We start from the raw sequence: 26,391 nt of genomic DNA, 5'->3' as shown, positions 1-26,391 counted from the left end.
CATTCGCACCCTTGACATACGCCGCGTGATGCTTGCCGTGGTGCAACTCGTTGATCTCACCAGCGATCGCCGGCTCCAACGCCGCGTAGTCGTAATCCAACTCCGGCAAAACGTACTGGGCCATCGTGAGCATCTCCCTTCGCTACCGACAGCCTCTAGCTACTGCCACAATATGGCAACTAGCTCAAGGCGAGACGTCGCCCCCACGTCCAGGTGCGGAGTCCCGTCACTCGCGAGTGGTCAGCCGACTGGCCAGGTGTGGACCGGGTTTCCGTTGTCGGAGAGGTCGATGTAGCGGCGGAGCATGCCGGTGAGGGCTGCGTGTCGGTCCGCGCCGCGTTCTTCCAGCAGCGCAACGCTTTCCCGTTGCCAGACCGAGCCGTTGCGGCGAGCCAGGCAGCGCTGCTCGATCACGCCGAGGTAGCGCTCGCGGGCCCTGGTCGACACCCCGCAGGCGCGCAGCCCGTCGTGCGCCATCGGCAGCAATCGGCGCAGCACCAACTCATCCGGCGACACCCAGCCGATGCTCGGCCAGTACAGGTGGGCGTCGAAGCCGTGCCGCGCCCCGGCGAAGAAGTTCTCCTCCGCCGCCGCGAACGACATCTGCGTCCACAGTGGTCGGTCCTGTTCGGTGAGCGCCCGTTGCACCCCGTAGAAGAACGCCGCGTTGGCGACGATGTCCACCACCGACGGCCCGGACGGCAGCACCCGGTTCTCCACCCGCAGGTGCGGAACCCCGTCCACCAGGTCGTAAACCGGGCGGTTCCAGCGCCACACGGTGCCGTTGTGCAGCCGCAGCTCGGCCAACGTCGGCGCCCGGCCCGCATCCAGGGCGGCCACCGGATCCTCTTCCTCCGGCTCCGGCAGCAATGCCGGGAAGTAGCGAACGTTCTCCTCGAACAGGTCGAAGATCGAGGTGATCCAGCGTTCCCCGAACCACACCCGCGGCCGCACGCCCTGGTTCTTCAGCTCCTCCGGGCGGGTGTCGGTGGCCTGCAGGAACAGCGGGATCCGCGTCTCGTGCCACAACGCCTTGCCCAGCAGGAACGGCGAGTTCGCGCCGATGGCCACCTGCACCCCGGCCAGGCACTGCGCGGCGTTCCAATGCGCCGGGAAGTCCTCCGGCGCCACCTGCAGGTGCAGTTGGACGGACGTGCATCCGGACTCCGGCAGGATCGAGTCGGCGTACGAGCGCAGCCGCTCGGAGTGCGCCTCGCCGAGCGGCACGCCTTCCATGTCCAACAGCATTTCTTCGCCGCGTGCCAAGAAGATCTGCTCGTTGAGCAGCGAGTACCGGGGGTTGCGCGACAACCAGGTGGGGTCGAAGTGCGCGCTGCGCAGCGTGGGCAGCGTGCCGATCATGACGATCTTCGCTCCGGCGTCGTGCGCGCCGCCGTCCGCGCGACGCAGCGCGGCGCGCATCCGCTCCTCCAGCTCCAGGGCGCTGTCCCCGGCCAACACCTGGGGCTCCACGTTGAGCTCGATGTTCTGCTGCCCCAGCTCGGTGGTGAACACCGGCTCGCTGATCTTCTCCAGCACGATGGCATTGGTCATGGACGGCTCCATCTGCTCGTCCACCAGGCACAATTCCATCTCCAGCCCCATCTGTTGGTGTGGGAAGGAGAAATTGCCCTCGGCCAGCATCCGGGCCAGGGCGTCCAGGCCGCGCTGCATCTTGTTCCGATAACGTTGTCGGTCAACTGGCTTGAACGCCTGATTTTCCACGTGCCGTCCCATGCCGTCTCCCCGCTTGATCGGCAGCACGTCAGCGCGCAGCGCTGGGGAAACCACCGTGACACATCGATACCCGGCGGGCCAGCGGCCAAAACGGTGTCAGCACATGGGCGTGCGGTGATCAAACAGAGACGTCCGCCAACCGCTGCAACTCGGCGTCGGTGAGCTTCAGCTGGGCCGCTGGGAGCAGATCGGCGAGCTGTTCGGTGTTGCGGGCGCTGGCGATCGGCGCAGTGACGCTGCGTTGCCCCAACAGCCAGGCGAGCGCAACCGACGGAATGGGTACATTACGCAGCGTCGCGATTTCGTCCAGTCCGGCGAGGACTTTCACACCCCGTTCGTCCAGGTAGGCGCGAGCGCCCTCGGCCCGCGGGCTCTCCGAGCTGTCGCCGCCCGGACGGTACTTGCCGGTCAGGAATCCCTTGGCGAGCGAGAAATAGGGCAGCACGGCCAGCCCCGCGCCGAGGGCGACTTCGGCGAGCGGGCCCTCGAACTGGTCGCGCTCCACGAGGTTGTAGTGCGGCTGCAAGGCGGCGTAGGCGGCCAGGCCCTCGCGCCTGGAAGTCGCCAGCGCCTCGGCCAGGCGGGGCGCGGTGTAGTTCGACGCCGCGATGTAGCGAACCTTGCCAGCGCGCACCAGCTCGTCGAAGGCGCCCAGCGTCTCGGCCAGCGGCGTCGATTCGTCGTCGGCGTGGGCGTAGTACAGGTCGATGTGATCGACTGCCAGGCGCTGCAACGAATCCTCGGCGGCGGCCTTGATGTTCGCCGCCGACAGACCGGGGCGCGCGCGCCACCTGCCCACCTTGGTGGCGACCACGATGTCGTCGCGGTTGCCGCGGGCGCGCAGCCACTCGCCGATCAGGGTCTCGGACTCACCACCGGAATTGCCCGGCGCGAACGCCGAATAGCTGTCCGCGGAGTCGATGAAGTTGCCACCGGCGGCGGTGTAGGCATCCAGAACGGTGAAGGATTCGTCGCGATCCGCCGTCCAGCCGAATACGTTGCCACCGAGGCAGATGGGGAAGACGTCGAGGTCAGTGCTGCCGAGTCGAGCCATGGTGCCGAACCTACTCTTCCCGTATCTTCGCGATCCTGTGTCGGAGCGCACAGTCGCCGAGCGGTTGCACAGGGTGCGCGGCTCACCGGGAATCCCCGTTGGCGGACGTGATCCATGAAGCGGACGGCGCCCAGCGCCAGGCGGCGCAGCCGGATGGCGGCGGGTGCGAGAATGCGGGCGTGGTGCACATCGTCGAGATCAGTGATGTCGACGACCCCCGGGTCGACGACTTTCGCGATCTGTCCCGCGCGGACCGCCGTCCGGACCGGCCGGGCGGGCGCGGACTGGTGATCGCCGAAGGCGTCGTGGTCGTCGAACGGCTGCTCGCCTCGCCGTACCCGGTGCGGGCGTTGTTCGGGGTGCGCCGCCGGATCGAGGAACTGGCCGAGGCCACCGCGTCCCTCGACGCGCCGGTGTATGTCGCCGACACCGGCGTGATGGCGCGCGTCGTGGGCTTCCACCTCAATCGCGGGGTGCTGGCAGTCGCCGATCGTGCTCCGGCAGTCACTCCTGCGGAGCTGGTCGGCCGCTCCCGCCGCCTGGCCGTGTTGGAGGGCATCGGTGACCACGAGAACCTCGGCGCCCTGTTCCGCAACGCCGCGGCGCTGGGCGTCGACGGTCTGCTGTTGGGCGCGGGGTGCTCGGATCCGCTGTACCGGCGCAGCGTCCGGGTGTCGATGGGGCACGTGCTGCGCGTCCCGTTCGCCCACCTCGACTCCTGGCCCGAAGATCTGAAACTGTTGCGCGACAACGATTTCCGCATTGTCGCCCTGACCCCCCGAGTAGATGCGAAATCTCTTCGCGAAGCCGCGCTGGACCAGGGACCGGTAGCGGTGCTGCTGGGCTCGGAGGGCCCTGGGCTCACCGAAGAGGCCATCGCCGCCGCCGACCTCGCGGTCCGTATCCCGATGGTGAGCGGGGTGGACTCGCTCAACGTCGCCACCGCCGCAGCCATCACCTTCCACGCGATTAGCGGGGCGTGATGGACCTCCGCGAAACCGGTTGGGAGCTGCACGCGCGATCCGGTCGCGCGGTGCTGGTCCACGACGCCGGTCGGGAGATCGACCCGGCCCGGCTGCGGCTGCCCGGCACGTTGGTCGTGGCGCTGCACGAGTGGGCGCACGTCGCCGAAGCCGTGCAGACCGAGGCGACCGCGGACGCTGACGCGAAGCTGGTCTCGCGCCGCGGTCGGCAGCTCGCGATGCGGCTGGCGGCGGAGACCGGCGGCCAGATCTGCTACGTCGACCCGCTCAGCGGCGAGCTCGACCGGATCGGCCGCCCGCGCTCCGCGCACGCGATGCCGAACCGACGCGGGGGCCCGATCGCCCCGGTGCCGCCCACGCCGTGGGGGCCGGGCCTGGCGGTCAGCGCGATCACCGGGACGATCGTGACCGTGACGCTGGTGGTGGTCACGGCCGGGCTGGCCGATGTCAGCGTGATCCTCGCGGGCGTGGTCAACCTCGCAGTGGTGGCCGGTTTCGCGCCCTCGATCTGGCTGGGTCGAAACGTCCCGGTCTGGCGCTGGGTCGCCTACGGCACGGCAGCGGGCATCGTCGCGGCCTGGCTCGCCCTCATCCTCGGCCTCCTCGGCTGACCGCCCGCTCTCGTGCCCCGAGCGGCGGCGATTTCGCGCGAAATCGCCAACACCACCACCATCAGCGGTGGGAACGGACGCCGAGCAGCACGTCCTCCCACGACGGCACGATCGGATGACTCTTGCGCCCGCGCCGCGGCTCCGCCTTGCGCTGCGCGTCGTCCTCCGCCGCCTCGGCGGTCGCGCCTTCGGCGTTCTCTTCCACCTGTTCCTCCGCCGCTGGCTCCGGTGCGGGCGGCGGGGTGGTGTCGAGGTCGAGGGTCGGTGCCTCCGACCGCTGCGCGGCCACCGGCTCCTCCGGCCGTTCCTGGACCTGCTGCGCCTGCTGGTCGAGTTGCAGCGCCTCGCGGGCCAGTTCGGTGACCGGTCGGACCGTCCGCAGTGGACGGTTCGGGGACGGGTCGAGCAGATCGGCGGCGTGGTCGTCCAGCGCGGCTACGGTGCCGCCGTGCGCACCGGGGTGGAACACCCAGTGCGCCCGGTTCTCCGACCGCCCGGCCTGCCAGGTCAGCTGCACGACCCACTTGTTGTCCTCGCCGCGCCAGGAGTCCCAGTTGGCCTCGGCGTAGTCGTGGCCGCGCATGCCGAAGGTGTGCGCGACGACCTCGCCGAGCGTCTGGACGTCCGGCCCGTCCTCGCGGACCGGGTGCGCGCGCTGCGCCATCTCGGCGATCTGGGCGCGTTCCAGCAGCACGGGGTAGGCGTAGCGCTCGACCCGGTGCTCCGGGATGCCGGAAACGGTTGCGATCTGCTCCACAGAGGCGCCGCCGCGGATGCGGGACTGGATCTCCCTGGGGCGCATCTGGGCCTCCATCGCGATCTGGACCTGACCGAGCCGGGTGAGGTCACCGCGGGCTGCGGCACGCAGTCGTTCGTCGGCGGGCACGGTGAAGCGCTCGCCGTTCTCCGGGTCCTCGCAGACGACGGATTCACCGTCCTCGTCGAGCCCGACCACTCGCAGCGCTCGCATACGCCAGCCTCCCGCCGACCTGCATGTCACCAAGCTGTGACAGTAACCCGGCGCGCCGCCTTGACGAAGGAGGCACGCCGGGCACGTCGTGTCGTTGTTGGTCGCTCTCTCCGGCTTCGATCTTGCCGGAAAGGTGGTGCTTGAGCGAACGAGTAAAACCACTCATTTTCGATGAAGATCACCGATTGTGGCCGATCGTTCACTCGTTGGCGTGCTGTTTGGGCAAAGAACCGCCGAAACCGAGCGCGATTTCGGCGGTTCGCCGGGTCAGTGCAGGTGCGAGACCACCCAGTCGATCGACTTTGTAAGTGCGGTGACGTCGTCCGGCTCGATCGCCGGGAACATGCCGATCCGCAGCTGGTTGCGGCCCAGCTTGCGGTACGGCTCGGTGTCCACGATCCCGTTGGCGCGCAACGCCTTGGCCACCGCGGCGGCGTCGACCGAGTCGGCGAAGTCGATGGTGCCGACCACCTGGGAGCGCTTGGCCGGGTCCGACACGAACGGGGTGGCGAACTCCGACGCCTCGGCCCAGGTGTACAGCCGCTGCGACGACTCGCGGGTGCGCTGCACGCACCAGTCCAGCCCGCCCTGGCCGTTCATCCACTCGATCTGGTCGGCGAGCAGGAACAGGGTGGCCACCGCGGGCGTGTTGTAGGTCTGGTCCTTGCGGGAGTTGTCCAGCGCGGTCGGCAGCGACAGGAACTCCGGCATCCAGCGGTCGGACGCGCCGATCTCGCCGATCCGCTCGATCGCGGCCGGGCTCATCGCGGCCAGCCACAGCCCGCCGTCGGAGGCGAAGCACTTCTGCGGCGCGAAGTAGTAGACGTCGACGTCGGCGGCGTCGAACGGCAGGCCGCCCGCACCGGAGGTGGCGTCCACCGCGATCAGCGCGTTCTCCGAGCCCGAGGGGCGGGTGGGCGCGAGCATCACGCCGGTGGAGGTCTCGTTGTGCGCCCAGCCGATCAGGTCGACGCTCGGATCCGACACCGGCTCCGGCGCGTCACCCGGCTCAGCGTCGACGATCACCGGGTCGGCCAGGAACGGCGCGGTCTTGGCGGCCTTGGCGAATTTCGCGGAGAACTCGCCGTAGGTGAGGTGCAGCGACCGCTCGCGCACCAGGCCGAACGTCGCGGCGTCCCAGAACGCCGTGGTGCCGCCCACGCCGAGCACGACCTCGTAGCCTTCGGGCAGCGAGAACAGCTCCTGCAACCCCTCCCGGATCCGTCCGACCAGGGACTTCACCGGCTTCTGCCGGTGCGAGGTGCCCATCAGCGCGGCACCCGCGTCGGCCAGCCGGGCGAGTTGGTCGCCGCGCACCTTGGACGGGCCGCAGCCGAACCGGCCATCGGCGGGCTTGAGCTCCTCGGGCAGCTTCAGGGTCGTCGGATCGGTGGTCTCGGCCTGCGTCATGTGCCAGCGCCTCCGGGCATTCGTTGTGGTGACTGCGGCAGGTGGCGGGGCAAGGCCTCCCGCGCGCCTGTGGCCTGGTGACCGGCGCCGTTGCCGGTTCGGCTCAAGTGTTGCAGCAGGGTTTCCAGATGGTGACATCCGGTGCTGCGAACAGCCGAACAGCAACTTACTGCGAGTACTCCACTTTGGCCAAGGCCACTAGACCCCACATCCCGCAGCCCAAATTTTCCGCGCCCGCTGGACCGAGACGGTGTCTGAGGTTCCGCTACCCGCACCGCTGCGCAAAACGAGTTCGGCGACGGGCGTTCAGGCGAATCCGGGGGTTCCGCAGCACTTCTTGTACTTCCGGGTGGAGCCGCACCAGCACGCGTCGTTGCGGCCTGGTGGCCAGTCGGCGGCCCGTCCGAGGCGGGCGGCTTCGGTGGCGAACTTCGAGCGGGTGGACTGCTCGTCGACCGGCAAGCCGCGGGCCACCGCGAAGCCCACCAGCGCCGCCACCGAGCCGGTGGCGACCACCGGTCCGGGATGCTGCTGCAGGGCGCGCTGGACCTGCTGGCGGTGTTGTCGGTGCGTGGTGTCCGGGTACCAGCTCGGGTGCTCTCGCCGGAGCTTGGCGAACTCCTCCGCTGGCCAGTAGAGAACCGCGATCGTGGTGTGCTCGCTGTGGCTCTTGATGTCCTTGATCTGCTCGCCGATCCGGCGGCCGTGCTCGGTGAGCCGGTCGAAGACGTCGTCGAGCCCGTCCTTCGGCAGGTCCAGCTCGCGGCGCAGCAGGTTGCGCTGCCGCAGCAGTTCGAAGCCGACGTCGCCCATCTCCAGTTCGGCGTCGAGGCGCGGGACGAACCGGTTTACGCCGATGTTGAGCCAGCGCAGCGCTTCCTGCGGCTCGTCGATCAGCTGGTACGCCAGCGACGCCGTCACGTACGCCCACTCGCAGTTCGAGCCCTCGCGCAGCAGCCGGGCGAAGCGCTGCTCCGCCTCCGACCGCCGCCCGTGGGTCAGCAAGAACTTGGCGTGCGCGGCCGGGCCGTTGAGCACGTTGTTGTCGTCGTCCACCTCGACCGCGGCCAGCAGCGCCCGCTCTTCGCGCTGGTGCTCGCCCGCGAAGTGCCAGTAATCGGCCGCCTCGACGAGGTCGTTGCACTTCTCGCCGCTGGTCTCCGCGTCCGCTTCGAGCGCCTCGGCGTATTCGATGTGCAACCGCCGCTGCGCATCGGTGGATGTGACCGTCACCACACCACATTACCGTCGTCGGTGCTCCGTGCGTTTGCGGCCGCACGGAGCACCCACGAGTCACGCCGAGGCGATCAGCTGGTTGATGGAGCCCCAGCCGGGGACGTCCTGCGGGGCGCGCGGATCCGGGCCGACGTATTGCGCCGACGGGCGCACCAGGCGACCGGTGCGCTGCTGCTCCAGGATGTGCGCCGACCAACCGGCCAGTCGGGCGCAGGTGAACATCGCGGGCATCATCGCCGTCGGGACCTGCGCGAAGTCGAGCACCACGGCGGCCCAGAACTCCACGTTGGTCTCGATCTGCCGGTCCGGGCGGCGCTCCCGCAATGCCGTCAACGCGGCCTGCTCCAGCTCGCGGGCCACCTCGTAGCGCGGCGCGCGGAGCTGGTCGCAGATGTTGCGCAGCACCCGGGCCCGCGGGTCCTCGGCGCGGTAGACGCGGTGGCCGAAACCCATCAACCGCTCGCGGCGATCCAAGATCGACTCCACCACCCGGCGCGCGTCGCCGGTGCGTTCGGCTTCTTCGAGCATCGGCAGCACCCGAGCCGGTGCGCCGCCGTGCAGCGGCCCGGACATCGCGCCGACCGCACCGGAGAGACAAGCGGCGACATCCGCGCCGGTGGAGGCGATGACCCGAGCGGTGAAGGTGGAGGCGTTCAGCCCGTGCTCGGCCGCCGATACCCAGTACGCGTCGAGGGCCTGCACGTGCGCCGGGTCGGGTTCGCCGCGCCAGCGGACCAGGAACTGCTCGGTGGCGGTGGTGGCTTCGGCGATCCGGTTCTGCGGGACCGGCGGCTGGTCGCCGCGTGCGGACTGCGCGACGAAGGACAGCCCGAGCGCCGAGCAACGTGCGAGCTGCTCGCGCGCCACTGCCTCGTCGATGTCCAGCAGCGGCGGAAAACCGGAGATCGGCGCGGTCATCGCCAAGGCGGCCTGCGCATCGGCTCGGGTGTCGCCGGTGCGCACCGGCAGCAGGGTGTCGTCCGCGGGCGGCAGGCCGCCGCCGAAGCGGCCGTCCACCAGCAGCGCCCACACGTCGCCGAACGACACCGTGCCCACCAGGTCGTCGATGTCCAGGCCGCGGTAGCGCAGCGCACCGCCGTCGCGGTCGGGTTCGGCGATCTCGGTCTGGAAGGCGACCACGCCCTCCAGGCCGGGGCGGAATTCGGACTGGCCCGCGTTGCTCATGGCTGCCTCGTCTCCTCGCTGGATGTGCCCGCGCGGGTGCGCGGGTAAGGGGGACGTGGCGGGGTCCACGGCATGTTGCCGTGCGAAACACCGTGCACCCGCCGGGGTGGTGGAGGCAATCGGATCGGCCGGGAAAAAAATCAACTGATGAGGTAGCTCACAAGACCTCCGAGAACTTCATCGGTTGTGAAAAATTCCGGAAAAATGGTTGTAACCAGTCAATTAGGCAGCGGTAAAACCGCAGGACAGCCCGGATATGGCCAATGGTCGTATGTTAAAGAGTTTTCATGCACCTTGCTCCTCATGAGCGCGACAAGTTGCTGGTCTACGTCGCGGCTCGGCTCGCGCGCGAACGGCTGGATCGCGGACTGAAGCTGAACTACCCGGAGGCGGTGGCGCTGATCACCGACCACGTCGTGGAAGGAGCTCGGGACGGGCGGACCGTCGCCGAGCTGATGCAGAGCGGCCGAAAGGTGCTGCGCGCCGACCAGGTGCTCGACGGCGTGCCGGAAATGATCCACGACGTGCAGGTGGAGGCGACCTTCCCGGACGGGACGAAGCTGGTCACGGTGCACGACCCGATCACCTGAATACCGATCACCTGAATGCCTGTCTCGGAGCTCGTTTCGCGTGGCGGAACCCGCGGCGGTGCCGGTGGCGAGAGCGGGCCAAGCGGCTGCGCCGCTTCAAGAACAAGACCAAAGACAGGTTCTGCGCAGCCACCGGCCGAACCGACATTCGCCGAACCGACATTCGAGGGAGCCGCCATGCGTCCGGGGGAGATCATCACCGCCGACGAACCGATTCCGCTGAACCCGGGGCGGGAACGCGTCCGGATCACCGTCGTGAACCGCGCCGACCGCGCCGTGCAGGTCGGTTCGCACTACCACTTCGCCGCGGTCAACCCCGGTCTGGAGTTCGACCGGGCCAAGGCCTGGGGACACCGGCTGGACGTGCCCTCCGGCACCGCCGTGCGGTTCGAGCCGGGTGTCGAACGCGAGGTCGAGCTGGTGCCGCTCGGCGGTCGGCGACTGGTGCCCGGCCTGCGGCTGGAGTTCGCCGGTGGGCTCGACGCCCGCGACCACCAACCCACCCAGCCCGGCTACGGGGCGAAAGGCGAGGGGACAGCACGGTGAGCGCATCGTCCATTGATCGGTCCCAGTACGTCGAGCTGTTCGGACCCACCACCGGCGACCGGATCCGGCTGGCCGACACCGACCTGCTCATCGAGGTCACCGAGGACCGCAGCATCGGCTCGACCGGATCCGGTGAAGAAGCGGTGTTCGGCGGTGGCAAGGTCATCCGCGAGTCCATGGGGCAGGCGGTGGCGACCCGCGCCGAGGGCACCCCGGATGTCGTGATCACCGGCGCGGTGATCCTGGACCACTGGGGGATCGTCAAGGCCGACGTCGGAATCCGGGACGGCAAGATCGTCGGCATCGGCAAGGCGGGCAACCCGGACATCGCCGATGGGGTCGATCCGGCGCTGGTGATCGGCCCGTCCACCGAGATCGTCGCGGGCGGCGGCAAGATCCTCACCGCCGGTGGCATCGACTGCCACGTGCACTTCATCTGCCCGCAGGAGGTGGACACCGCGCTGGCCAGCGGGGTGACCACGCTCATCGGCGGTGGTATCGGCCCGGCGGAGGGGAGCAAGGCCACCACGGTCACCCCCGGCGCGTGGAACCTGGCGCGGGTCCTGCAGTCGATGGACTTCATGCCGGTCAACGTGCTGCTGCTCGGCAAGGGCAACACCACCCGCGGCGAGGCCCTGCTGGAGCAGCTGCGCGGCGGGGCGGGCGGGCTGAAGATCCACGAGGACTGGGGCGCCACCCCGGCGGTGATCGACAGCGCGCTGCGGTGCGCCGAAGAGACCGGCGCCCAGGTCGCCATCCACACCGACACGCTCAACGAGACCGGCTTCCTGGAGTCCACGCTGGCCGCGATCAACGGCCGTTCGATCAACGCCTACCACGCCGAAGGCGCTGGTGGCGGGCATGCGCCGGACATCATCAAGGTGGTCGCCGAGGCGAACATCCTGCCCTCGTCGACCAACCCGACCCGGCCGCACACCATCAACACCGTCGACGAGCACCTCGACATGCTGATGGTCTGCCACCACCTAAACCCATCGGTGCCGGAGGACCTGGCGTTCGCGGAGAGCCGCATCCGACCGTCCACCATCGCCGCCGAGGACGTCCTGCACGACCTGGGCGCCATCTCGATGATCAGCTCGGACGCCCAGGCGATGGGCCGGATCGGTGAGGTCATCATGCGCACCTGGCAGACCGCGCACGTGATGAAGCGCGGCCGGGGCGCGCTGCCCGGCGACGGTCGGGCGGACAACCACCGCGCGCAGCGCTACGTCGCGAAGTACACGATCAACCCGGCGATCGCGCACGGCATCGCGGGCCACGTCGGATCGGTCGAGGTCGGCAAGATGGCCGACCTGGTGCTCTGGGAACCGCAGTTCTTCGGGGTCCGGCCGCACCTGGTGCTCAAGAGCGGGTTCGCCGCTTGGGCGGCGATGGGCGACGCGAACGCGTCGATCCCGACACCGCAGCCCTACCTAGCACGGCCCAGCTTCGGGGCGCAGCCCCGCGCCGCGGCGGCGAGCAGTGCGTTCTTCGTGGCACCGGTCGCACTGGAGGCGGGCCTACCGGATCAACTCCCGCTGAGCTCCCAGCTGATCGCGATCGACAGCACCCGCGGCGTGACCAAAGCCGATCTGGTGCACAACTCGGCAACCCCGGACATCCAGGTCGACCCGGACAGCTTCGCGGTGCGCATCGACGGCGAACTCATCGAGCCGAACCCGGTGTCAGAACTCCCGATGGCCCAACGCTATTTCCTGTTCTGATCGGGTTGTTCTGGCCGGGTGAAGGGCACCTTTCGCCAAGTTAGTTGGTAGCAGGTGCCCTTCACCCACCACCGGTACGTGTTGGAAGTGAGAAGGGAGCTGCGTTGCGGGCTGGTCTTGCGGTGCTTGCGCTCGCGGATTCCCGATTCCCCGGCGGCGGACACGTGCACTCCGGCGGCGTCGAGGAGGCGGCCGCGCGCGGGCTGATCACGGATGTCGCCGGGCTGCGCGAGTTCCTGTACGGGCGGCTGCACGGCGCTGGCTTCTTGCAGGCGGTTTTCGCCGCTGCCGCGGCACATGCCGCTACCCGTGGTGTCCGAAGTGGACACTGGTGGGAGCTGGACGTCGAACTGGACGCGCGCACCCCGTCCCCGGCGCAGCGGGCGGCCTCGCGCGCGCAGGGGCGGGGCATGATCCGCGCTGGCAGGGCCGCGTGGCCCTCGCCGGTGCTGACCGAACTGGTGGCCACCACACCGCAGCCACACCATCCGATCGTGCTCGGCGCGCTGGCCGCCATCGCCGGTGCCGGACCCGTGGAGGCCGCGCTGACCGCCGGGTACCTGGCGGTCAGCGGACCGTCCTCCGCCGGTGTTCGGCTGCTCGGCCTGGACCCGTTCGCGGTCAACGCGGTGCTCACCGAACTGGCCGACGACCTCGACCGGATCGCCGCCGAGGCAGCTGCGGCGGCGGGGCGCCACCCCGCCGAGCTGCCCGCTCCCGGCGCCCCAGCACTCGACCTGCTCGCCGAGGCACACGATCGACATCACCGGGAAGAGGTGCGTCTCTTTGCATCCTGAACACGCCCACGGACATGGCCACGGCCACACGCATCCGGTCAACTTCGACCCGACCGCGACCGAACCGGACCCGTTCTCGGCGCAGCCGCAGCACGGCCGCCCGTTCCGGCTCGGCATCGGCGGGCCGGTCGGCAGCGGCAAGACCGCGCTGACCGCGGCGCTGTGCCGCGCGCTCGGCCAGGAGATCGACCTGGCGGTGGTGACCAACGACATCTACACCACCGAGGACGCCGACTTCCTGCGCAAAGCCGGGGTGCTGGACACCGACCGGATCGAGGCGGTGCAGACCGGCGCGTGCCCGCACACCGCCATCCGCGACGACATCACCGCGAACCTCGATGCGGTGGACCGGCTCACCGACCGGCATCCGGGCCTGGAACTGGTGATCGTGGAAAGCGGCGGCGACAACCTGACCGCCGTGTTCAGCCGGGGCTTGGCCGATCGGCAGATCTTCGTGGTGGACGTCGCGGGTGGCGACAAGGTGCCGCGCAAGGGCGGTCCCGGTGTCACCACCGCCGACCTGCTGGTGATCAACAAGGTGGACCTGGCGGAACTCGTCGGGGCGGACATGGCGGTGATGGTCGCCGACGCACATCGGATGCGCGGTGAACTGCCGGTGATCACGCAGTCGCTGACCCGCACCCCCAACGCCCCCGATACCGCCGCATGGGTGCGCGAGCAGCTCAAGGTGGGCGTGCGTGTCTGACCGCGGTTCGGGTGCCCGTCCGTGACGGGCGCGCGGCGGAAACCGCGGTCCACCGGGATGTGGACCTCGGCGGAGGGTGGTGTGGAGTGCGGGCCAGTGCGCTGCTGAGCGTCGAGCTCGGGGCCGGTGGGCGCAGCGTCGTGCGCGAGCTGCGCTCGGAGGCGCCGATGACGCTGGTGCCGCGCCGCAGCGCGACGTCGAGCCCGGACGGCATCGCCGTGGTGCACCTGGTCGGTTCGGCGGCCACGCCGGTCGGCGGGGACCGCGTCGACCTGCGGGTCCGGGTCGGGCCGGGTGCCCGACTCCAACTGCGCGGCACCGCGGCGACCGTCGCGCTGCCGGGCCAGCACGCCGGGTACAGCCGGTCCGCGGTGCACATCGAGGTCGCGGCGGGCGGCACGATCGAGTACCTGCCGGAGGCCACCGTGATCAGCGCCCGCGCCGATCACCAAGCCGAGATGACCATCGAGCTGGGCGACCGCGCGCGGGCCAGGTGCCGGGAGACGTTGGTGCTCGGCCGGTACGGCGAACTGCCCGGCCGGTTGACCACCACGACGCACCTGGTGCGCGCGGGAATGCCGCTGTTGCGCCAGCGGCTGGACATCGGCGCCCACCGGCTCGCGGCCAGCACTGGATATCTCGCGGGAGCGCGGGTGCTCGCGACCGAGACGCTCGTGTGGGACGCGGATCCCACCGAGCCCGCGAGTGGTCAGTGGTGGTCGTTGGCGCCGCTGGCCGCGGGCGGTGCGCTGGCCACTGCCGTCGCCGCGGACGCCGTGACGGCGCAGCGCCGCCTGGCCGAAGCGATCGGCCACCATCCGGATGCCAAGGCCCTGTTAGCTCGATGAACACCGGACAGGCAGGGATCGGGGATTCCCGCATCGGTGCGCAACCCGGCCGCCAGAACGAGAACTGGGCGGCGCTTCACCGCAAGGTGTGGATCAGTGGTTCGGGTGGGCGTTTCACGGCGGCGCGGGGCGTCCGAACGGGTGTGGGAACGATCACTGCATCGGTTGCGGAATCGATCGTGAAGTACTGTCGATTCGGCGTCTGTTCGGATCCCGTTTACCGTCGTACGCGTGGCTGGCGTCACCAAATCCTGTTGCGTCGGCCGGTCCAACCCGTACTTTCTTCGGCGCACCGCAGGGGAAAGTAGTCGAGTCGTGCCGCTGCCGGGCGAGTCAGGGAGGAAGAGGATGTCGGAGGCCAACATCGCGTTGCCGTCCATGCGGGTGTCCTACGAAGCAGGTGCGTTGGACGAATCCTCGCTCGCCGCCACCTGGCACGAGCAGCTCCAGCTGTGGTTCGACGAAGCGGTGCGGGCCGAGCTGCCCGAGCCGAACGCGATGGTGCTGGCCACTGCTGATGCCGACGGCTACCCGGCGTCGCGAACCGTGCTGTGCAAGGGCTTCGACGAGTTCGGGCTGGTTTTCTTCACCAACTACACCTCGTCGAAGAGCCACGACCTCAAGATCACCCGGTCCGCCGCGGCGACCTTCCCGTGGTTCGCGTTGCAGCGCCAGGTCAACGTGCGCGGCACTGTGGAGAAGGTGAAACCGGCCGAAACGGCCGAGTACTGGGAGGCTCGGCCGCGCGGGTCCCAGTTGGGCGCTTGGGCATCGCCGCAGTCGCGGGTGGTCGCCAGCCGCGATGCGCTGCAGTCGTTGCTCAGCGGGATGGAACGCCGCTTCGGCGACGCGGAGAAGGTACCGGTGCCGCCGCACTGGGGCGGCTGGCGGATCCGCCCGGAGTCGGTGGAGTTCTGGCAGGGCCGCCCGGACCGGCTGCACGACCGCCTGCGCTTCCGCCGCACCAACGACCACTGGACCGTCGAACGCCTCGCGCCCTGAAAACCCGCCGTTGAACTCGTATTGGACGCCGGGTCGCGCTGGCGTTCTCCGTTCGAGTGAGAGGTGAAGGGCACCTTTCGCCAACTTACTTGGTAAAAGGTGCCCTTCACTCCTGACAGATCCGAGCGATGCGGTGGTGGGTTTTTGTCCAGTTCTGTTGAGGTTTGGTAGATGTCCGTCACATGGGGTGGAAAAGAAAGCGCCGTTAGCTGGACTAACGGCTAGGCTGTTGCACCTGTGCAGCCCAGCAGCGGACCCCGGACATCGTCGCGTCGACCCCTACGAGCCCTGCTGAGCAAGGTTTTCCTCGACACCAGACCATTGCAGTACCCGGCGTACCGCCGCTTGTGGCTGTCGAACATCGTCACTTCCGTCGGTGCGCAGTTCTCCGCCGTCGCGGTGCCCAAGCAGCTCTACGACATCACCGGCTCCTCCGCCTACGTCGGCCTCGCCGGGATCTTCGGCCTGGTGCCGCTGCTGGTGTTCGGCCTGTGGGGCGGCGCGATCGCCGACACGGTCGACCGCCGCCGCCTGCTGCTGATCACCAACGGCGGGCTGGCCTTCAGCTCCGTGCTGCTGTGGGTGGTGGCCGCCGCGGGCGTCCGGTCGGTGTGGCTGGTGCTGGTGCTCTTCGCCGCGCAGCAGACGTTCTTCGCGGTGAACATGCCCACCCGGGGCGCGGTGATCGCCCGACTGATCCCGGTGCACCTGCTGCCCTCGGCGCAGGCGCTGGGCGCCACGGTGTTCCAGCTCGGAGCGGTCATCGGGCCGCTGCTGGCCGGCATGCTGCTGCCGCTGATGGGGCTTTCGATGCTGTACCTCGTCGATGCGGTGGCGCTGTGCACGGCGCTGTGGTCGGTGTACCGACTGCCGCCGCTGCCGCCCCAGGAAGGCGCCCCGACGCGGGCCGGGCTGCGCGAGGTGTTCGACGGATTCCGTTACCTGGCACTGCATTCCGTGCTGTTGGCGTCGTTCCTGCTGGACATCATCGCGATGGTGTTCGGCATGCCGCGGGCGCTGTTCCCGGAGATGGCGGAGCGCACCTTCGGTGATCCACCGGGCGGCGGACCGGCGCTGGGTTGGTTGTTCGCGGCGATTCCGCTGGGCGCGTTCGCGTTCGGGGTGTTCTCCGGCTGGCTGCACCGGATCGCCCGCCACGGGGTCGGCGTCACGGTGGCGGTCGTCGCGTGGGGGATCGCGATGGCCGGGTTCGGCTGGTCGAATTCGCTGTGGCTGGCGGTGTTCTTCCTGGCCGTGGGCGGCGGCGCGGACCTGGTCAGCATGGTCTACCGAAGTTCGATCATGCAGGCGGCGGCGACCGATGAGATGCGCGGGCGCATCCAAGGCGTGTTCACCGTCGTCGTCGCCGGTGGGCCGCGCCTGGCGGACACGTTGCACGGCCTGGCGGGTGCTGCGTTCGGCACCGCGACGGCCGTCGCGGTCGGCGGTGTCCTAGTTGTTATCGGCGCGGTGCTCGCGGCGGTCTTCCTGCCAGCCTTCTGGCGTTATCGCGCACCAACCGCTGACCAGCACAAATAGGTTAATCCGGGCGGTTCCGGCAGCCTTGGATGGGCACTTTGCTGCGTCTGATCCGACCGCAGCAGTGCAGTTCGACCAGGGGTGGGCAGACAAGGCGTCGGCCCAACCTGCACACTTCTCTGCTATGGCCAACGAAACGACCGTGAACGACGCGCCCGGCGGTGCGCAGGAGCCTGGCCTCAAGAAGGTGATGGGCCCGAAACTGCTGCTCTTCTTCGTGGTCGGGGACATCCTCGGCACCACGATCTACTCCTTGACCGGCAAGGTCGCAGGCTTGGTCGGCGGCGCGCTGTGGATTCCGTTCCTGGTCGCGTTCGTGGTCGCCTTCCTGACCGCGTTCAGCTACCTGGAACTGGTCGGCAAGTACCCCAAGGCCGGCGGCGCCCCGCTGTACGTGCACAAGGCGTTCGGCGTGCACTTCCTGACCTTCGTCATCGCGTTCGCGGTGATGTGCTCGGGTATCACCTCGGCCGCGTCGGCCGCGCAGGCGTTCAGCGGTGACTACCTGGAGGGGATCTTCGGCGAAGGAGTGGCGTCGGTTTCCTGGTTGGTCGCGATCGGGTTCCTGCTGCTGCTGGCCGCGATCAACTTCCGCGGCGTCGGCGAGTCGGTGAAGATGAACGTGGTGCTGACCTGCGTGGAGCTCACCGGGTTGGCGATCGTGATCATCTTCGGCCTCTACGCGATCTTCGTCGGCAGCAGCAACCCGGACCTGGTTCCGGAGCCGAGCCGGCTGCTGGAGTTCAACTCCGACACGACGCCGCTGCTGGCGGTGACCTCGGCGACCGCGCTGGCGTTCTTCGCGATGGTGGGCTTCGAGGACTCGGTGAACATGGCCGAGGAGACCAAGAATCCGGCCAAGAACTTCCCGCGCGCGCTGCTGCTGGGCATGGTCATCACCGCCTCGATCTACCTGCTGATCGCGCTGATCACCTCGACGCTGGTGCCCACCGACGAGCTGGCCGCCTCGGACGGCCCGCTGCTGCTGGTCGTGAAGGCCGCCGCACCGTGGTTCCCGCCGCTGCTGTTCTCGCTGATCGCGCTGTTCGCGGTGACCAACACCGCGCTGATCAACATGCTGATGGCCAGCCGCCTGGTGTACGGCATGTCGCAGGAGAAGATCATCCCGAAGCAGTTCGGCCTGGTGCACCGCACGCGTCGCACCCCGTGGGTGTCGATCCTGTTCACCAGCATCATCGCGGTGATCCTGGTGAGCTCGCTGGAGATCGCCGATCTGGGCAGCACCACGTCACTGCTGCTGCTCGCGGTGTTCACGGTGGTCAACGTGGCGGTTCTGGTGCTGCGCAAGGACAAGGTCGAGCACCGGCACTTCAAGGCGCCCACCTGGGTGCCCGTGCTGGGCGCGCTGACCTGTGCGTTCTTCGCCAGCCCGCTGTCCGGCCGACCGGCCACGGAGTACATCATCGCCGGGATCCTGCTGGGCATCGGCGTGATCTTCTGGGCGATCAACTTCTTCGCGGGCGGTCGCAAGGACTTCGACGCCGCCAAGCTGGCGAAGTGACGCCTCGTGAGTGCGAAAGCGGGCGCCAACCCGCTTTCGCACTCACGACGGCTTCTACAGTGGTTGGGTGCATGATCCTGTTCCCGCCACCGGGCGGCAGTTCGAAATCACCTTCGGCGATGCGCGGGCCGTGGTCACCGAGGTCGGTGCGGCGCTTCGGACCTTCGAGGTCGACGGGGTGCCGTACGTGGAGCCCTACGACGCGGATCGGATGCCGCCCGCCAGTGCTGGTGGCGTCCTGGTGCCGTGGCCGAACCGGGTCGCGGACGGGCACTGGCGCCTGGACGGCGAGCCGCAGCAACTCGCGCTGACCGAACCCGCGCGGCGCAACGCGATCCACGGCCTGCTGCAGCACGCCGCTTGGACCCTCGTCGAACACGCCGAGTCCACGGTGGTGCTGCACGCGATGGTGCCCGTGCAGCCGGGCTGGCCGGTGCCGCTGCTGACCTCCATCGGGTACGCGCTGGACTCCGACGGCTTGACCGTGACGCACACCGTGGAGAACCTCGGCTCGCGAGCGATCCCGTTCGGCGTCGGCGTGCACCCGTACCCGCGTGCTGGCCACGCCGAAACCGACGAGTGCACGCTGCGGTTGGCGGCCGCGACGGTGCTGCCGGTGGATGCCGAGCGGCTGCTCCCGGCCCGACCACCGCGCGGTCTGCAGGGCGACGAAGTGGATTTCCGCACCGGGCGTCGGCTGGCGGGTGTCCTGCTCGACACCGCTTTCGGCGGTGCGACACCGGCTCCCGACGATCCGCGGCAGTTGGTGCGGCACGCGCTCACCGATCCGGATGGGCACGGCATCCAGCTGTGGGCCGACCCGGTGTTCAAGTGGGTCCAGGTCTACACGGCGGATGACTTTCCCGGGCGGGGCAGGGCGATCGCGATCGAACCGATGACCTGCCCGCCGGACGCGCTGAACTCGGGCACCGACCTCCTGGTCCTGCAACCCGGCGAGAACTGGATCGGCCACTGGGGCCTGAGCCCGTTCTGACCGTGACCCCCTCGGGACGGTCCGGGGTCAGCTTTGGGCCAGGTGGCGGCCGATGAGCATTCGTTGGATCTGGTTGGTGCCCTCGAAGATCTGCAGGACCTTGGCTTCGCGCATGTAGCGCTCCGCCGGGAAGTCGCGGGTGTAGCCCGCGCCGCCGAGCACCTGGACCGCATCGGTGGTCACCTTCATCGCCGCGTCGGGCGCGAGGAGCTTCGCGGCCGACGCCTGGTGCCCGAACGGCAGCCCGGCGTCCCGCCGTCGGGCGCCGTCGAGGTAGGTGGCCCGCGCCGAGTGCACCGCCGCGGCCATGTCGGCCAACAGGAACTCCAACCCCTGGAACTCGATGATCGGCCGCCCGAACTGGCGCCGCTGCTTCGCGTAGTCCACCGCGAGGTCCAGCGCCGCCTGCGCCAGCCCGACCGCACAGGCGGCGATGCCGAGCCGACCGGAGTCCAGCGCCGACAGCGCGATCTTCAGCCCGTCGCCTTCGGCTCCGATGAGCCGCTGCGCGGGCACCCGCGCGTCCTCGAAGTACAACGGGGTGGTGGGCGATCCGCTGAGCCCCATCTTGTGCTCCGGAGTGCCCGCCGAAAGCCCCGCTGTGGCGGCGTCGACCAGCAGGCAGCTGATGCCGCGCGGGCCGTCGTCCGAGGTCCGGGCCATGAGCGTGTAGAAGTCCGCGACCCCGCCGTGGGTGATCCACGCCTTGGCGCCGGTGACCGAGTACGAATCGCCCGCGCGGACGGCTCGCGTGGTCAGCGCTGCCGCGTCGGAACCGGCGTGCGGCTCGGACAGGGCGTACGCCCCGAGGAGACTGCCGCCGATCATCTCCGGCAGCCATTGGGAACACTGTTGCGGGCTGCCGAAGTGGGCCAGCGGGTAGCAGCTCATGGTGTGCACCGACAGCCCGACGCCGACGGTCATCCACGCGCTGCTGAGCTCCTCCAGCACCTGCAGGTAGACCTCGTACGGCTGCGCCCCGCCGCCGTACTCCTCCGGGTAGGGCAGGCCGAGGAGACCGGCCTCGCCGAGAAGTTCGAAGACGTCGCGCGGGAACTTGGCCGCGGCTTCGTCGGCCGCGGCCCGTTCGACGAGCTTGTCGCCTGCGATGTCGCGGGTCAGCGCGAGCAGGTCGGTGGCTTCTGGGGTGGGAAGCAGGCGTTGGACAGGCATGGCGGTCCGCCCTCCTGGCACCAGACGTGGCAGCTGCCGGTAGTACTGGTTTGAGTACTGTAGGACTTTGTAGAGTACTAGCATGTCTCACCAGGAGGAACCCGCGCAATCCGCCGACCGCGCTGTGGCAGGCTTCCAGCGATGACCACCTCCCAAGGCCGTCGTCGGCCGGTGAACGCGCGGCGGGCCGAACTGCTCGACCGGCTGCGCGACCTGTTCCTCGCGGAGGGGTTCGCGCACTTCACGCTGGACGATCTCGCGGCGCGGCTGCACTGCTCCAAATCGACGCTCTACACGCTGGCGGGCAGCAAGGAGCAGCTCGCGGTGCGCGTCGTCGCGCACTACTTCAAGATCGCGACGGAGCGCATCGAGCAGCGGGTCGCGGCGAGCGGGGACGTGCGGGAGAAGGTGCGGGTGTACCTGGAGGCCGCGGCGGAAGCGCTGCGCCCGGCCTCTCGCGAGTTCATCGACGACATGGCCGCCAACCTCTCGACCCGCGCGACCTACGAGGCCAACGCGCACGCGGCCGCCGACCGGATCCGCGGGTTCATCCGCGCCGGGGTGCGCCAGGGCGTGTTCCGGGAGGTGCACGCCGGGTTCGTCGGGGAGATGGTCGGCCGCACCATCGTCGGCATCCAGCGCGGTGAGATCGGTGCGCGCACCGGCCTGTCCGACGCGGCGGCCTTCGCGGCGTTATCGCAGTTCCTGCTCGGCGGGCTGACCGCCGAGGCGGGGGTTGAGCACACAGTGGAGGAAATGTGATCGTCATCGGCGGTGAGGCGCTCGTCGACCTCGTTCCGGATCCGTCCACTGCGGACGGTGAACTCGGACCGCTGCACCCGCGGCTCGGCGGCGGCCCGTACAACGTCGCCATCGCACTGGGGCGACTCGGGATTCCGGCGGCGTTCTTCGCCCGGCTGTCCACCGACCAGTTCGGCGACAAGCTGTTCGAGCGGCTGGTTTCCTCCAATGTGGACGTTGAGCTGGTGCAGCGCGGCCCGGAGCCGACGACGCTGGCGGTGGTCGGGCTCGCCGAGGACGGTTCGGCGCGCTACAGCTTCCACACCGAAGGCACCGCCGCCCGCTTCGTCGCCGACCGGCCGCTGCCGGAGCGGACCACCGCGGTCTGCCTGGGCACCCTCGGCATGGTGCTCGAACCCGGTGCTTCGGTGTACGAGAAGGTGCTGTTCCGGGAGGCCGAGCACGGCCGGTTCATCGCGCTGGACCCGAACATCCGCGCCGACCTGATCACCGACGCGGACGCCTACCGCGCTCGGTTCGCCTCCTGGCTGCCGTCGGTCGGGCTGTTGAAGGTCTCCGACGACGACGCCGAGTGGTTGGCCGGTGATCGAGATGTGCTCGCCGCGGCCCGCGACTGGCAGCGGCGCGGCCCGGCGGCCGTGGTGCTGACCCGCGGAGCCGACGGGCTGACCGCGGTCACCGGCGACGGCGAGCCGGTGACGGTGCCGGGGGTGCGCGCCCAGGTGGCCGACACCATCGGCGCTGGCGACACGGTGCAGGCCGCACTGCTGGCCTGGTTGCACCGCCACGACGCGCTGTCGGCGGACGCCGTGCGCGCGCTCGATGGCGCGCAGTGGGAGCAGGCGCTGGGGTTCGCCGCCGCCGCTGCCGCGGTCACCGTGTCGCGTCCGGGCGCCGAGCCGCCGTGGGCGAACGAGCTGTCGTGGTGACCCGACCGGCGGATACGTGCCTGAGGCCACCCTGTGAGCTCAACCGCGTCACCGCCGTTGGCCCCAGCGTCGGTTAGACCGATCGGATGGCCCTGATGGTCACGATGACCGTCCCGTCCGGCTCCGGAGCGTCGGGAATCGGACGCTGCGGGTGGTCGGATGTGATGTGATCGTGGTCCCACCTGCCAAAAAGCCGAAACGCGATTGCTGCGCTGGGACCCCACAGCGGTCTAGCGTGACAACTGACAGGACCCCAACGGGGTGGTGCTGCGGCGGTTCGGACACCCCGACCGGCGCGCGGGCGACAAATGAACGCAGCCCTGCCGCTTGGCTGGGCAACGCTGGTCGTCTTCAGCGCACCCCGACGAGCGCGAGAGGTTCCCGAATGCCCGACGACGTGACCGCCAAACGTACCGTCGCGCTGCGCTATGACGCCGGCGAGCACGAAATGCAGGTGACGCAGCCGACCGAGGGTGCGCCTGGTGTGGACCTCGGCAAGTTGCTGGCTCAGACCGGTTTGGTGACGTTGGATCCGGGCTTCGTCAATACGGCGGCCTGCACTTCCGACATCACCTACATCGATGGTGACGCCGGCATCCTCCGCTACCGCGGCTACCCGATCGAGGAGCTTGCGGCCAAGTCCAACTTCATCGAGGTCAGCTACCTGCTGATCTACGGTGAGCTGCCGACGCAGCAGCAGTACGACGACTTCGCCGAGCGGATCCGGCGGCACACCCTGCTGCACGAAGATCTCAAGCAGTTCTTCGACGGCTTCCCGCGGGACGCGCACCCGATGCCGGTGCTGTCCTCCGCGGTCTCCGCGCTGTCCACCTTCTACCAGGACAGCCTCAACCCCTTCGACCGGGACCAGGTGGAGCTGTCCACCGTCCGCCTGCTGGCCAAGCTGCCGACCATCGCGGCCTACGCCTACAAGAAGTCGGTCGGCCAGCCGTTCCTCTACCCGGACAACTCGCTCGGGCTGGTGGAGAACTTCCTCCGGATGACCTTCGGATTCCCCGCCGAGCCCTACGAGGTCGACCCGGTGATGACCCGCGCCCTCGACCTGCTGTTCGTCCTGCACGCCGACCACGAGCAGAACTGCTCCACGTCGACGGTGCGGATGGTCGGTTCGTCGGAGGCGAACCTGTTCGCCAGCATCTCGGCGGGCATCAACGCCCTGTTCGGCCCGCTGCACGGCGGCGCCAACAGCGCGGTGCTGGAGATGCTGGAAGGCATCAAGGCCAACGGCGGAGATGTCGACTCGTTCGTGAACCGGGTGAAGAACAAGGAGCCCGGCGTGCGGCTGATGGGCTTCGGGCACCGGGTGTACAAGAACTACGACCCGCGCGCGGCGATCATCAAGAAGACCGCCGACGAGGTGCTCAGCAAGCTCGGCGCCAACGACCCGCTGCTGGACATCGCCCTGAAGTTGGAGGAGAAGGCGCTCGCCGACGACTACTTCATCGCCCGCAAGCTCTACCCGAACGTCGACTTCTACACCGGGCTGATCTACAAGGCGATGGGCTTCCCGACGAAGTTCTTCACCGTGCTGTTCGCGCTCGGTCGGCTGCCCGGCTGGATCGCGCACTGGCGGGAGATGCTGGAGGACCCGGCCCGCAAGATCAGCCGCCCGCGGCAGGTCTACACCGGTTCGGCGGAGCGCGGCTACACCGAGATCGGCCAGCGCTGAATCGAAACCTGAATCCTTCCGCAGCCAGGTGCAGGTGAAGGGCACCTTTGACCGACTATGCCGGTCAAAGGTGCCCTTCACTCGGAAAAATCAACCGGCTGATACGCCGTGTAGGGCGCGCTCGACTAGTTCTTCCACTACCGGTCTGGCTGATTCGCGGTCTGCGGGGTTCAGTCCGACGCGGCTGCGCCGGTCCAGCACGTCGTCGGCGTCGAGCGCGCCTTCGTGCCGCACTGCCCACAGCACCTCGGCGGCGGTGAGCAGCAGGCCTGGCGCGACCGGTTCCGCCAGTTCCGGGTCGAGCTCGGCCAACGCCGCGACCCGCGCCGCCTCGGTGCCGTACTTCCCGACCAGCCGCGCGGTCGCCTCGATGTCGGTCAGGTGGCGGCGCGGCGCGGCCCCGACCAGGGCAACGGCCGCGGTGCGCGACGGCCCGGCGGAGAGCCCACCGGCACCGACCGCGGCATCGACGGCATCGGCGGCCATCTTCCGGTAGGTGGTGAGCTTTCCGCCGACCACCGTCACCACCCCATCCGGCGAGGTCAGCACGGCATGCCTGCGGGACAGGTCGGCCGACTGCTTGCGGCCCGGCTGCGCCAGCAGCGGGCGCAGCCCGGCGAACGAACCGAGCACGTGCTTGCGCTCCAACGGCTGGCCCAGCAGGTCGCGCACCGCCGCGAGCAGGAAGTCCACATCGGACTGCGGGACCTCCGGGACCGACGGGATCGGTCCGGGCACCGGCTCGTCGGTGAGCCCGAGCAGCGCGCGGCCGTCGGGCTGCGGCACGAGCAGCAGGAACCGTCCCGCGCCGCCCGGCATCGGCGCGATCAGCGCGGTTGCGGCAACCCCGGCGGCGTCCGCGTCGACCAGCAGGTGCGAGCCGCGCGACGGCCGCAGCTGGACATCCGGCGCGAGCTGCCCGGCCCAGACACCGGCCGCGTTGACGACCGAACGGGCCCGGATCCGCAGCGACCCCCCGCTGCGCTGGTCAACCACATCGGCACCATCGCCGTCGAGCTGCCGCACGCGCGCGCGGGTGAGGATGCGTGCGCCGAAACCGGCGGCGGTGCGCGCGAGCGCGACGACCAGGCGCGCGTCGTCGACGAGCTGACCGTCGAAGCTGAGCAGGCCGCCGCGCAGCTCTGCGGAGCGCAGGCCCGGGACGAGGGCGAGCGCCTCCGCGGCCGGGATCCGCCGCGGTGGCGGGAGCACGTCCGCGGGGGTGCGGGCGGCGCGGCGCAGCGCGTCTCCCGCGTGCAGCCCGGCGGCCAGCAGCAGTTCGCGGCGGCGCGACATGCTGCCGTGCAGCGGGATGAGCTGCGGGAGCGTCCGCACCAGGTGCGGCGCGGTGCGCGTCATCAGCACGTTGCGTTCGACGGCGCTTTCGTGGGCCAGCGCGATGTCACCGTGGGCCAGGTACCGGAGTCCGCCGTGCACGAGCTTGCTGGACCAGCGGGAGGTTCCCCAGGCGAGGTCTTCGGCTTCGACGAGCGCGACGGACAGTCCGCGGGCCGCCGCGTCGAGGGCCACCCCGGTGCCGGTGACCCCACCGCCGACCACCAGCAGATCCACTTCTCCTTCGGCCACCGCGGACAGATCGGCGGTGCGGCGCGCGGCGTTCAGCGAGGTGGCGCGCAGCGAACCGGCGGGCAACGGCGTGGTGATCATCGAAACTCCGGACGGATCGGTGTGGTACCGGCGGCCTGCCCCGGATCAACCGGTGGCAGCCGGGTGCGGTCACGCATGGGAGGCCTCCGGGCGCAGGGCCGCGTCGAGCAGCCGGGTGAGTTCGGCGGTCAGGGCCGTCGGGTCGATGCCGCTGGCGGCCGGACCGGTGGAGATGACGAACGACTGGACCAGCAGCAGCAGGGCGCGCGCCTGCACGGCGGGGTCGGCGCGGCGGATCGATCCGTCCGCGTGCCCCTGCACCAGGTACTCGCGGAGGAATCCCTCGGCGGCGAGTTGGGTGCTGCCGAACCGATCGACCAGGTACGGCAGCAGCAGTTCGGCATCGGTGTCCAGGACGCGCTGCAACAGCGGCGCGGACTGCAGCAGCCGAACGCCGTGCACGGTCGCGGTGACCAGGCGGTGCCGGGCGGTGCCGGTCGCGTGTTCGGCGCTGGCCAGCTGGAGGATCTCGCTGAACTCCACCGTCATCAGCGCGGTGACCAGGCTGTCGACGTCGGGGAACCGGCGGTACAGCGTCATCCGGCTGACCCCGGCGCGGCGCGCGATGTCGGTCAACGTGGTGCGCCGTACGCCGTTGGTGAGCACGCACTCCCGCGCCGCGCGCAGCAGGTCGGCCTCGCCGACCCGGTTCGGCGCCGGGCGGCCCCTGCGCTGCACGCTGTGACACTGCGACGTCATGTGTAACACTGTACTG

General features: G+C 69.7%; 24 protein-coding genes and 1 pseudogene. 15 read left to right on the top strand and 10 right to left on the bottom strand.

The genetic code is table 11. The annotated features are described in order from the left end of the window. The 3 genes and pseudogenes from ACTWQN_RS34975 to ACTWQN_RS34965 form a co-directional block, all read right to left on the bottom strand. Positions 1–124, bottom strand: a pseudogene (locus ACTWQN_RS34975) (superoxide dismutase); the annotation flags it as partial. A 116-nt stretch (positions 125–240) separates the two neighbouring features. Next, positions 241–1,737, bottom strand: a complete 1,497-nt coding sequence (locus ACTWQN_RS34970) for a glutamate-cysteine ligase family protein (RefSeq protein WP_443207948.1) — start codon at positions 1,735–1,737, stop codon at positions 241–243. A 118-nt stretch (positions 1,738–1,855) separates the two neighbouring features. Next, on the bottom strand, positions 1,856–2,791 hold the full coding sequence (locus tag ACTWQN_RS34965; RefSeq protein WP_443207945.1) for an aldo/keto reductase: 936 nt from the start codon (positions 2,789–2,791) through the stop codon (positions 1,856–1,858). 179 nt (positions 2,792–2,970) lie between these two features. Here ACTWQN_RS34965 and ACTWQN_RS34960 point away from each other — a divergent pair, with 179 nt between their 5' ends. Beyond that, positions 2,971–3,774, top strand: a complete 804-nt coding sequence (locus ACTWQN_RS34960; protein WP_443207947.1) for a TrmH family RNA methyltransferase — start codon at positions 2,971–2,973, stop codon at positions 3,772–3,774. Further along, on the top strand, positions 3,774–4,385 hold the full coding sequence (locus ACTWQN_RS34955) for a DUF2537 domain-containing protein (RefSeq protein WP_443207944.1): 612 nt from the start codon (positions 3,774–3,776) through the stop codon (positions 4,383–4,385). The genes ACTWQN_RS34960 and ACTWQN_RS34955 overlap by 1 nt, the downstream gene beginning before the upstream one ends. A gap of 61 nt (positions 4,386–4,446) precedes the next feature. Here ACTWQN_RS34955 and sepH read toward each other — a convergent pair whose 3' ends face one another. The 4 genes from sepH to ACTWQN_RS34935 form a co-directional block, all read right to left on the bottom strand. Next, positions 4,447–5,355, bottom strand: coding sequence for a septation protein SepH (sepH, locus tag ACTWQN_RS34950; RefSeq protein WP_443207943.1), 909 nt, complete (start codon positions 5,353–5,355; stop codon positions 4,447–4,449). A gap of 267 nt (positions 5,356–5,622) precedes the next feature. Then, the gene (serC, locus tag ACTWQN_RS34945) at positions 5,623–6,765 is read right to left on the bottom strand and encodes a phosphoserine transaminase (RefSeq protein WP_443207942.1); all 1,143 of its coding nucleotides are present in this window, start codon (positions 6,763–6,765) and stop codon (positions 5,623–5,625) included. 306 nt (positions 6,766–7,071) lie between these two features. Beyond that, positions 7,072–7,998: an SEC-C domain-containing protein gene (locus tag ACTWQN_RS34940; RefSeq protein ID WP_443207941.1), complete on the bottom strand. Its 927-nt coding sequence runs from the start codon at positions 7,996–7,998 to the stop codon at positions 7,072–7,074. Between the two features lie 60 nt (positions 7,999–8,058). Then, a complete protein-coding gene (locus tag ACTWQN_RS34935; RefSeq protein ID WP_443207940.1) occupies positions 8,059–9,186 on the bottom strand; it encodes a citrate synthase 2 in 1,128 nt (375 codons plus the stop codon). Positions 9,187–9,473: 287 nt separating this feature from the next. On the opposite strand from ACTWQN_RS34935, the gene ACTWQN_RS34930 reads away from it, so the two are divergent. The 10 genes from ACTWQN_RS34930 to ACTWQN_RS34885 all read left to right on the top strand — a co-directional run bounded on the left by ACTWQN_RS34930 (position 9,474) and on the right by ACTWQN_RS34885 (position 19,454). Beyond that, positions 9,474–9,776, top strand: a complete 303-nt coding sequence (locus ACTWQN_RS34930; protein WP_443207939.1) for an urease subunit gamma — start codon at positions 9,474–9,476, stop codon at positions 9,774–9,776. 177 nt (positions 9,777–9,953) lie between these two features. After that, the gene (locus ACTWQN_RS34925; protein WP_443207938.1) at positions 9,954–10,322 is read left to right on the top strand and encodes an urease subunit beta; all 369 of its coding nucleotides are present in this window, start codon (positions 9,954–9,956) and stop codon (positions 10,320–10,322) included. Further along, entirely contained in the window at positions 10,319–12,046 is a 1,728-nt protein-coding gene (locus tag ACTWQN_RS34920) for an urease subunit alpha (RefSeq protein ID WP_443207937.1), read from the top strand. Before ACTWQN_RS34925 ends, ACTWQN_RS34920 begins: the two co-directional genes overlap by 4 nt. A gap of 104 nt (positions 12,047–12,150) precedes the next feature. Further along, complete coding sequence (locus ACTWQN_RS34915) at positions 12,151–12,843, top strand: urease accessory protein UreF (RefSeq protein WP_443207936.1); 693 nt, start codon at positions 12,151–12,153, stop codon at positions 12,841–12,843. After that, complete coding sequence (gene ureG / locus ACTWQN_RS34910; protein ID WP_443207935.1) at positions 12,833–13,549, top strand: urease accessory protein UreG; 717 nt, start codon at positions 12,833–12,835, stop codon at positions 13,547–13,549. The genes ACTWQN_RS34915 and ureG overlap by 11 nt, the downstream gene beginning before the upstream one ends. An 86-nt stretch (positions 13,550–13,635) precedes the next feature. Beyond that, entirely contained in the window at positions 13,636–14,397 is a 762-nt protein-coding gene (locus ACTWQN_RS34905; protein ID WP_443207934.1) for an urease accessory protein UreD, read from the top strand. 348 nt (positions 14,398–14,745) lie between these two features. Beyond that, positions 14,746–15,399, top strand: coding sequence for a pyridoxamine 5'-phosphate oxidase (gene pdxH / locus ACTWQN_RS34900; RefSeq protein WP_443207933.1), 654 nt, complete (start codon positions 14,746–14,748; stop codon positions 15,397–15,399). A gap of 291 nt (positions 15,400–15,690) precedes the next feature. Further along, a complete protein-coding gene (locus tag ACTWQN_RS34895) occupies positions 15,691–16,938 on the top strand; it encodes an MFS transporter (protein ID WP_443207946.1) in 1,248 nt (415 codons plus the stop codon). Positions 16,939–17,062: 124 nt separating this feature from the next. Then, entirely contained in the window at positions 17,063–18,460 is a 1,398-nt protein-coding gene (locus ACTWQN_RS34890; RefSeq protein WP_443207932.1) for an APC family permease, read from the top strand. Between the two features lie 67 nt (positions 18,461–18,527). Next, positions 18,528–19,454, top strand: coding sequence for an aldose 1-epimerase family protein (locus tag ACTWQN_RS34885; protein WP_443207931.1), 927 nt, complete (start codon positions 18,528–18,530; stop codon positions 19,452–19,454). A gap of 27 nt (positions 19,455–19,481) precedes the next feature. On the opposite strand, the gene ACTWQN_RS34880 is transcribed toward ACTWQN_RS34885, so the two are convergent. Then, positions 19,482–20,627 (bottom strand): acyl-CoA dehydrogenase family protein, encoded by a 1,146-nt coding sequence (locus tag ACTWQN_RS34880; RefSeq protein ID WP_443207930.1) that lies wholly within the window; start codon positions 20,625–20,627, stop codon positions 19,482–19,484. Between the two features lie 141 nt (positions 20,628–20,768). Between ACTWQN_RS34880 and ACTWQN_RS34875 the strand changes: the two genes are divergently transcribed. From ACTWQN_RS34875 to ACTWQN_RS34865, 3 genes are all read left to right on the top strand, one after another. Then, the gene (locus ACTWQN_RS34875) at positions 20,769–21,389 is read left to right on the top strand and encodes a TetR/AcrR family transcriptional regulator (RefSeq protein WP_443207929.1); all 621 of its coding nucleotides are present in this window, start codon (positions 20,769–20,771) and stop codon (positions 21,387–21,389) included. After that, positions 21,386–22,318, top strand: coding sequence for a carbohydrate kinase family protein (locus tag ACTWQN_RS34870; protein ID WP_443207928.1), 933 nt, complete (start codon positions 21,386–21,388; stop codon positions 22,316–22,318). The genes ACTWQN_RS34875 and ACTWQN_RS34870 overlap by 4 nt, the downstream gene beginning before the upstream one ends. 385 nt (positions 22,319–22,703) lie before the next feature. After that, positions 22,704–24,008, top strand: a complete 1,305-nt coding sequence (locus tag ACTWQN_RS34865; protein WP_443207927.1) for a citrate synthase — start codon at positions 22,704–22,706, stop codon at positions 24,006–24,008. 90 nt (positions 24,009–24,098) lie between these two features. On the opposite strand, the gene ACTWQN_RS34860 is transcribed toward ACTWQN_RS34865, so the two are convergent. Both ACTWQN_RS34860 and ACTWQN_RS34855 read right to left on the bottom strand, forming a co-directional pair. Continuing rightward, positions 24,099–25,676 (bottom strand): glycerol-3-phosphate dehydrogenase/oxidase, encoded by a 1,578-nt coding sequence (locus ACTWQN_RS34860; RefSeq protein ID WP_443207926.1) that lies wholly within the window; start codon positions 25,674–25,676, stop codon positions 24,099–24,101. A 69-nt stretch (positions 25,677–25,745) separates the two neighbouring features. Further along, the gene (locus ACTWQN_RS34855; protein WP_443207925.1) at positions 25,746–26,375 is read right to left on the bottom strand and encodes a TetR/AcrR family transcriptional regulator; all 630 of its coding nucleotides are present in this window, start codon (positions 26,373–26,375) and stop codon (positions 25,746–25,748) included. Positions 26,376–26,391 lie beyond the last annotated feature (16 nt).

The sequence above is a fragment of the Saccharopolyspora antiqui genome (assembly GCF_052246905.1).
GTDB lineage: Bacteria > Actinomycetota > Actinomycetes > Mycobacteriales > Pseudonocardiaceae > Saccharopolyspora.
Note: the sequence above shows the minus strand (reverse complement) of the source record. Positions and strands in the feature narration are given on the sequence as shown.

Bases quoted from the DNA above. Each gene is read 5' to 3' on its own strand.
- ACTWQN_RS34965 (WP_443207945.1), bottom strand. From the start codon at position 2,791: ATGGCTCGACTCGGCAGCACTGACCTCGACGTCTTCCCCATCTGCCTC.
- pdxH (WP_443207933.1), top strand. From the start codon at position 14,746: ATGTCGGAGGCCAACATCGCGTTGCCGTCCATGCGGGTGTCCTACGAA.
- ACTWQN_RS34925 (WP_443207938.1), top strand. From the start codon at position 9,954: ATGCGTCCGGGGGAGATCATCACCGCCGACGAACCGATTCCGCTGAAC.
- ACTWQN_RS34865 (WP_443207927.1), top strand. From the start codon at position 22,704: ATGCCCGACGACGTGACCGCCAAACGTACCGTCGCGCTGCGCTATGAC.
- ACTWQN_RS34970 (WP_443207948.1), bottom strand. From the start codon at position 1,737: ATGGGACGGCACGTGGAAAATCAGGCGTTCAAGCCAGTTGACCGACAA.
- ACTWQN_RS34855 (WP_443207925.1), bottom strand. From the start codon at position 26,375: ATGACGTCGCAGTGTCACAGCGTGCAGCGCAGGGGCCGCCCGGCGCCG.
- ACTWQN_RS34860 (WP_443207926.1), bottom strand. From the start codon at position 25,676: ATGATCACCACGCCGTTGCCCGCCGGTTCGCTGCGCGCCACCTCGCTG.
- serC (WP_443207942.1), bottom strand. From the start codon at position 6,765: ATGACGCAGGCCGAGACCACCGATCCGACGACCCTGAAGCTGCCCGAG.
- ACTWQN_RS34890 (WP_443207932.1), top strand. From the start codon at position 17,063: ATGGCCAACGAAACGACCGTGAACGACGCGCCCGGCGGTGCGCAGGAG.
- ACTWQN_RS34880 (WP_443207930.1), bottom strand. From the start codon at position 20,627: ATGCCTGTCCAACGCCTGCTTCCCACCCCAGAAGCCACCGACCTGCTC.
- ACTWQN_RS34935 (WP_443207940.1), bottom strand. From the start codon at position 9,186: ATGAGCAACGCGGGCCAGTCCGAATTCCGCCCCGGCCTGGAGGGCGTG.
- sepH (WP_443207943.1), bottom strand. From the start codon at position 5,355: ATGCGAGCGCTGCGAGTGGTCGGGCTCGACGAGGACGGTGAATCCGTC.
- ACTWQN_RS34955 (WP_443207944.1), top strand. From the start codon at position 3,774: ATGGACCTCCGCGAAACCGGTTGGGAGCTGCACGCGCGATCCGGTCGC.
- ACTWQN_RS34875 (WP_443207929.1), top strand. From the start codon at position 20,769: ATGACCACCTCCCAAGGCCGTCGTCGGCCGGTGAACGCGCGGCGGGCC.
- ACTWQN_RS34930 (WP_443207939.1), top strand. From the start codon at position 9,474: ATGCACCTTGCTCCTCATGAGCGCGACAAGTTGCTGGTCTACGTCGCG.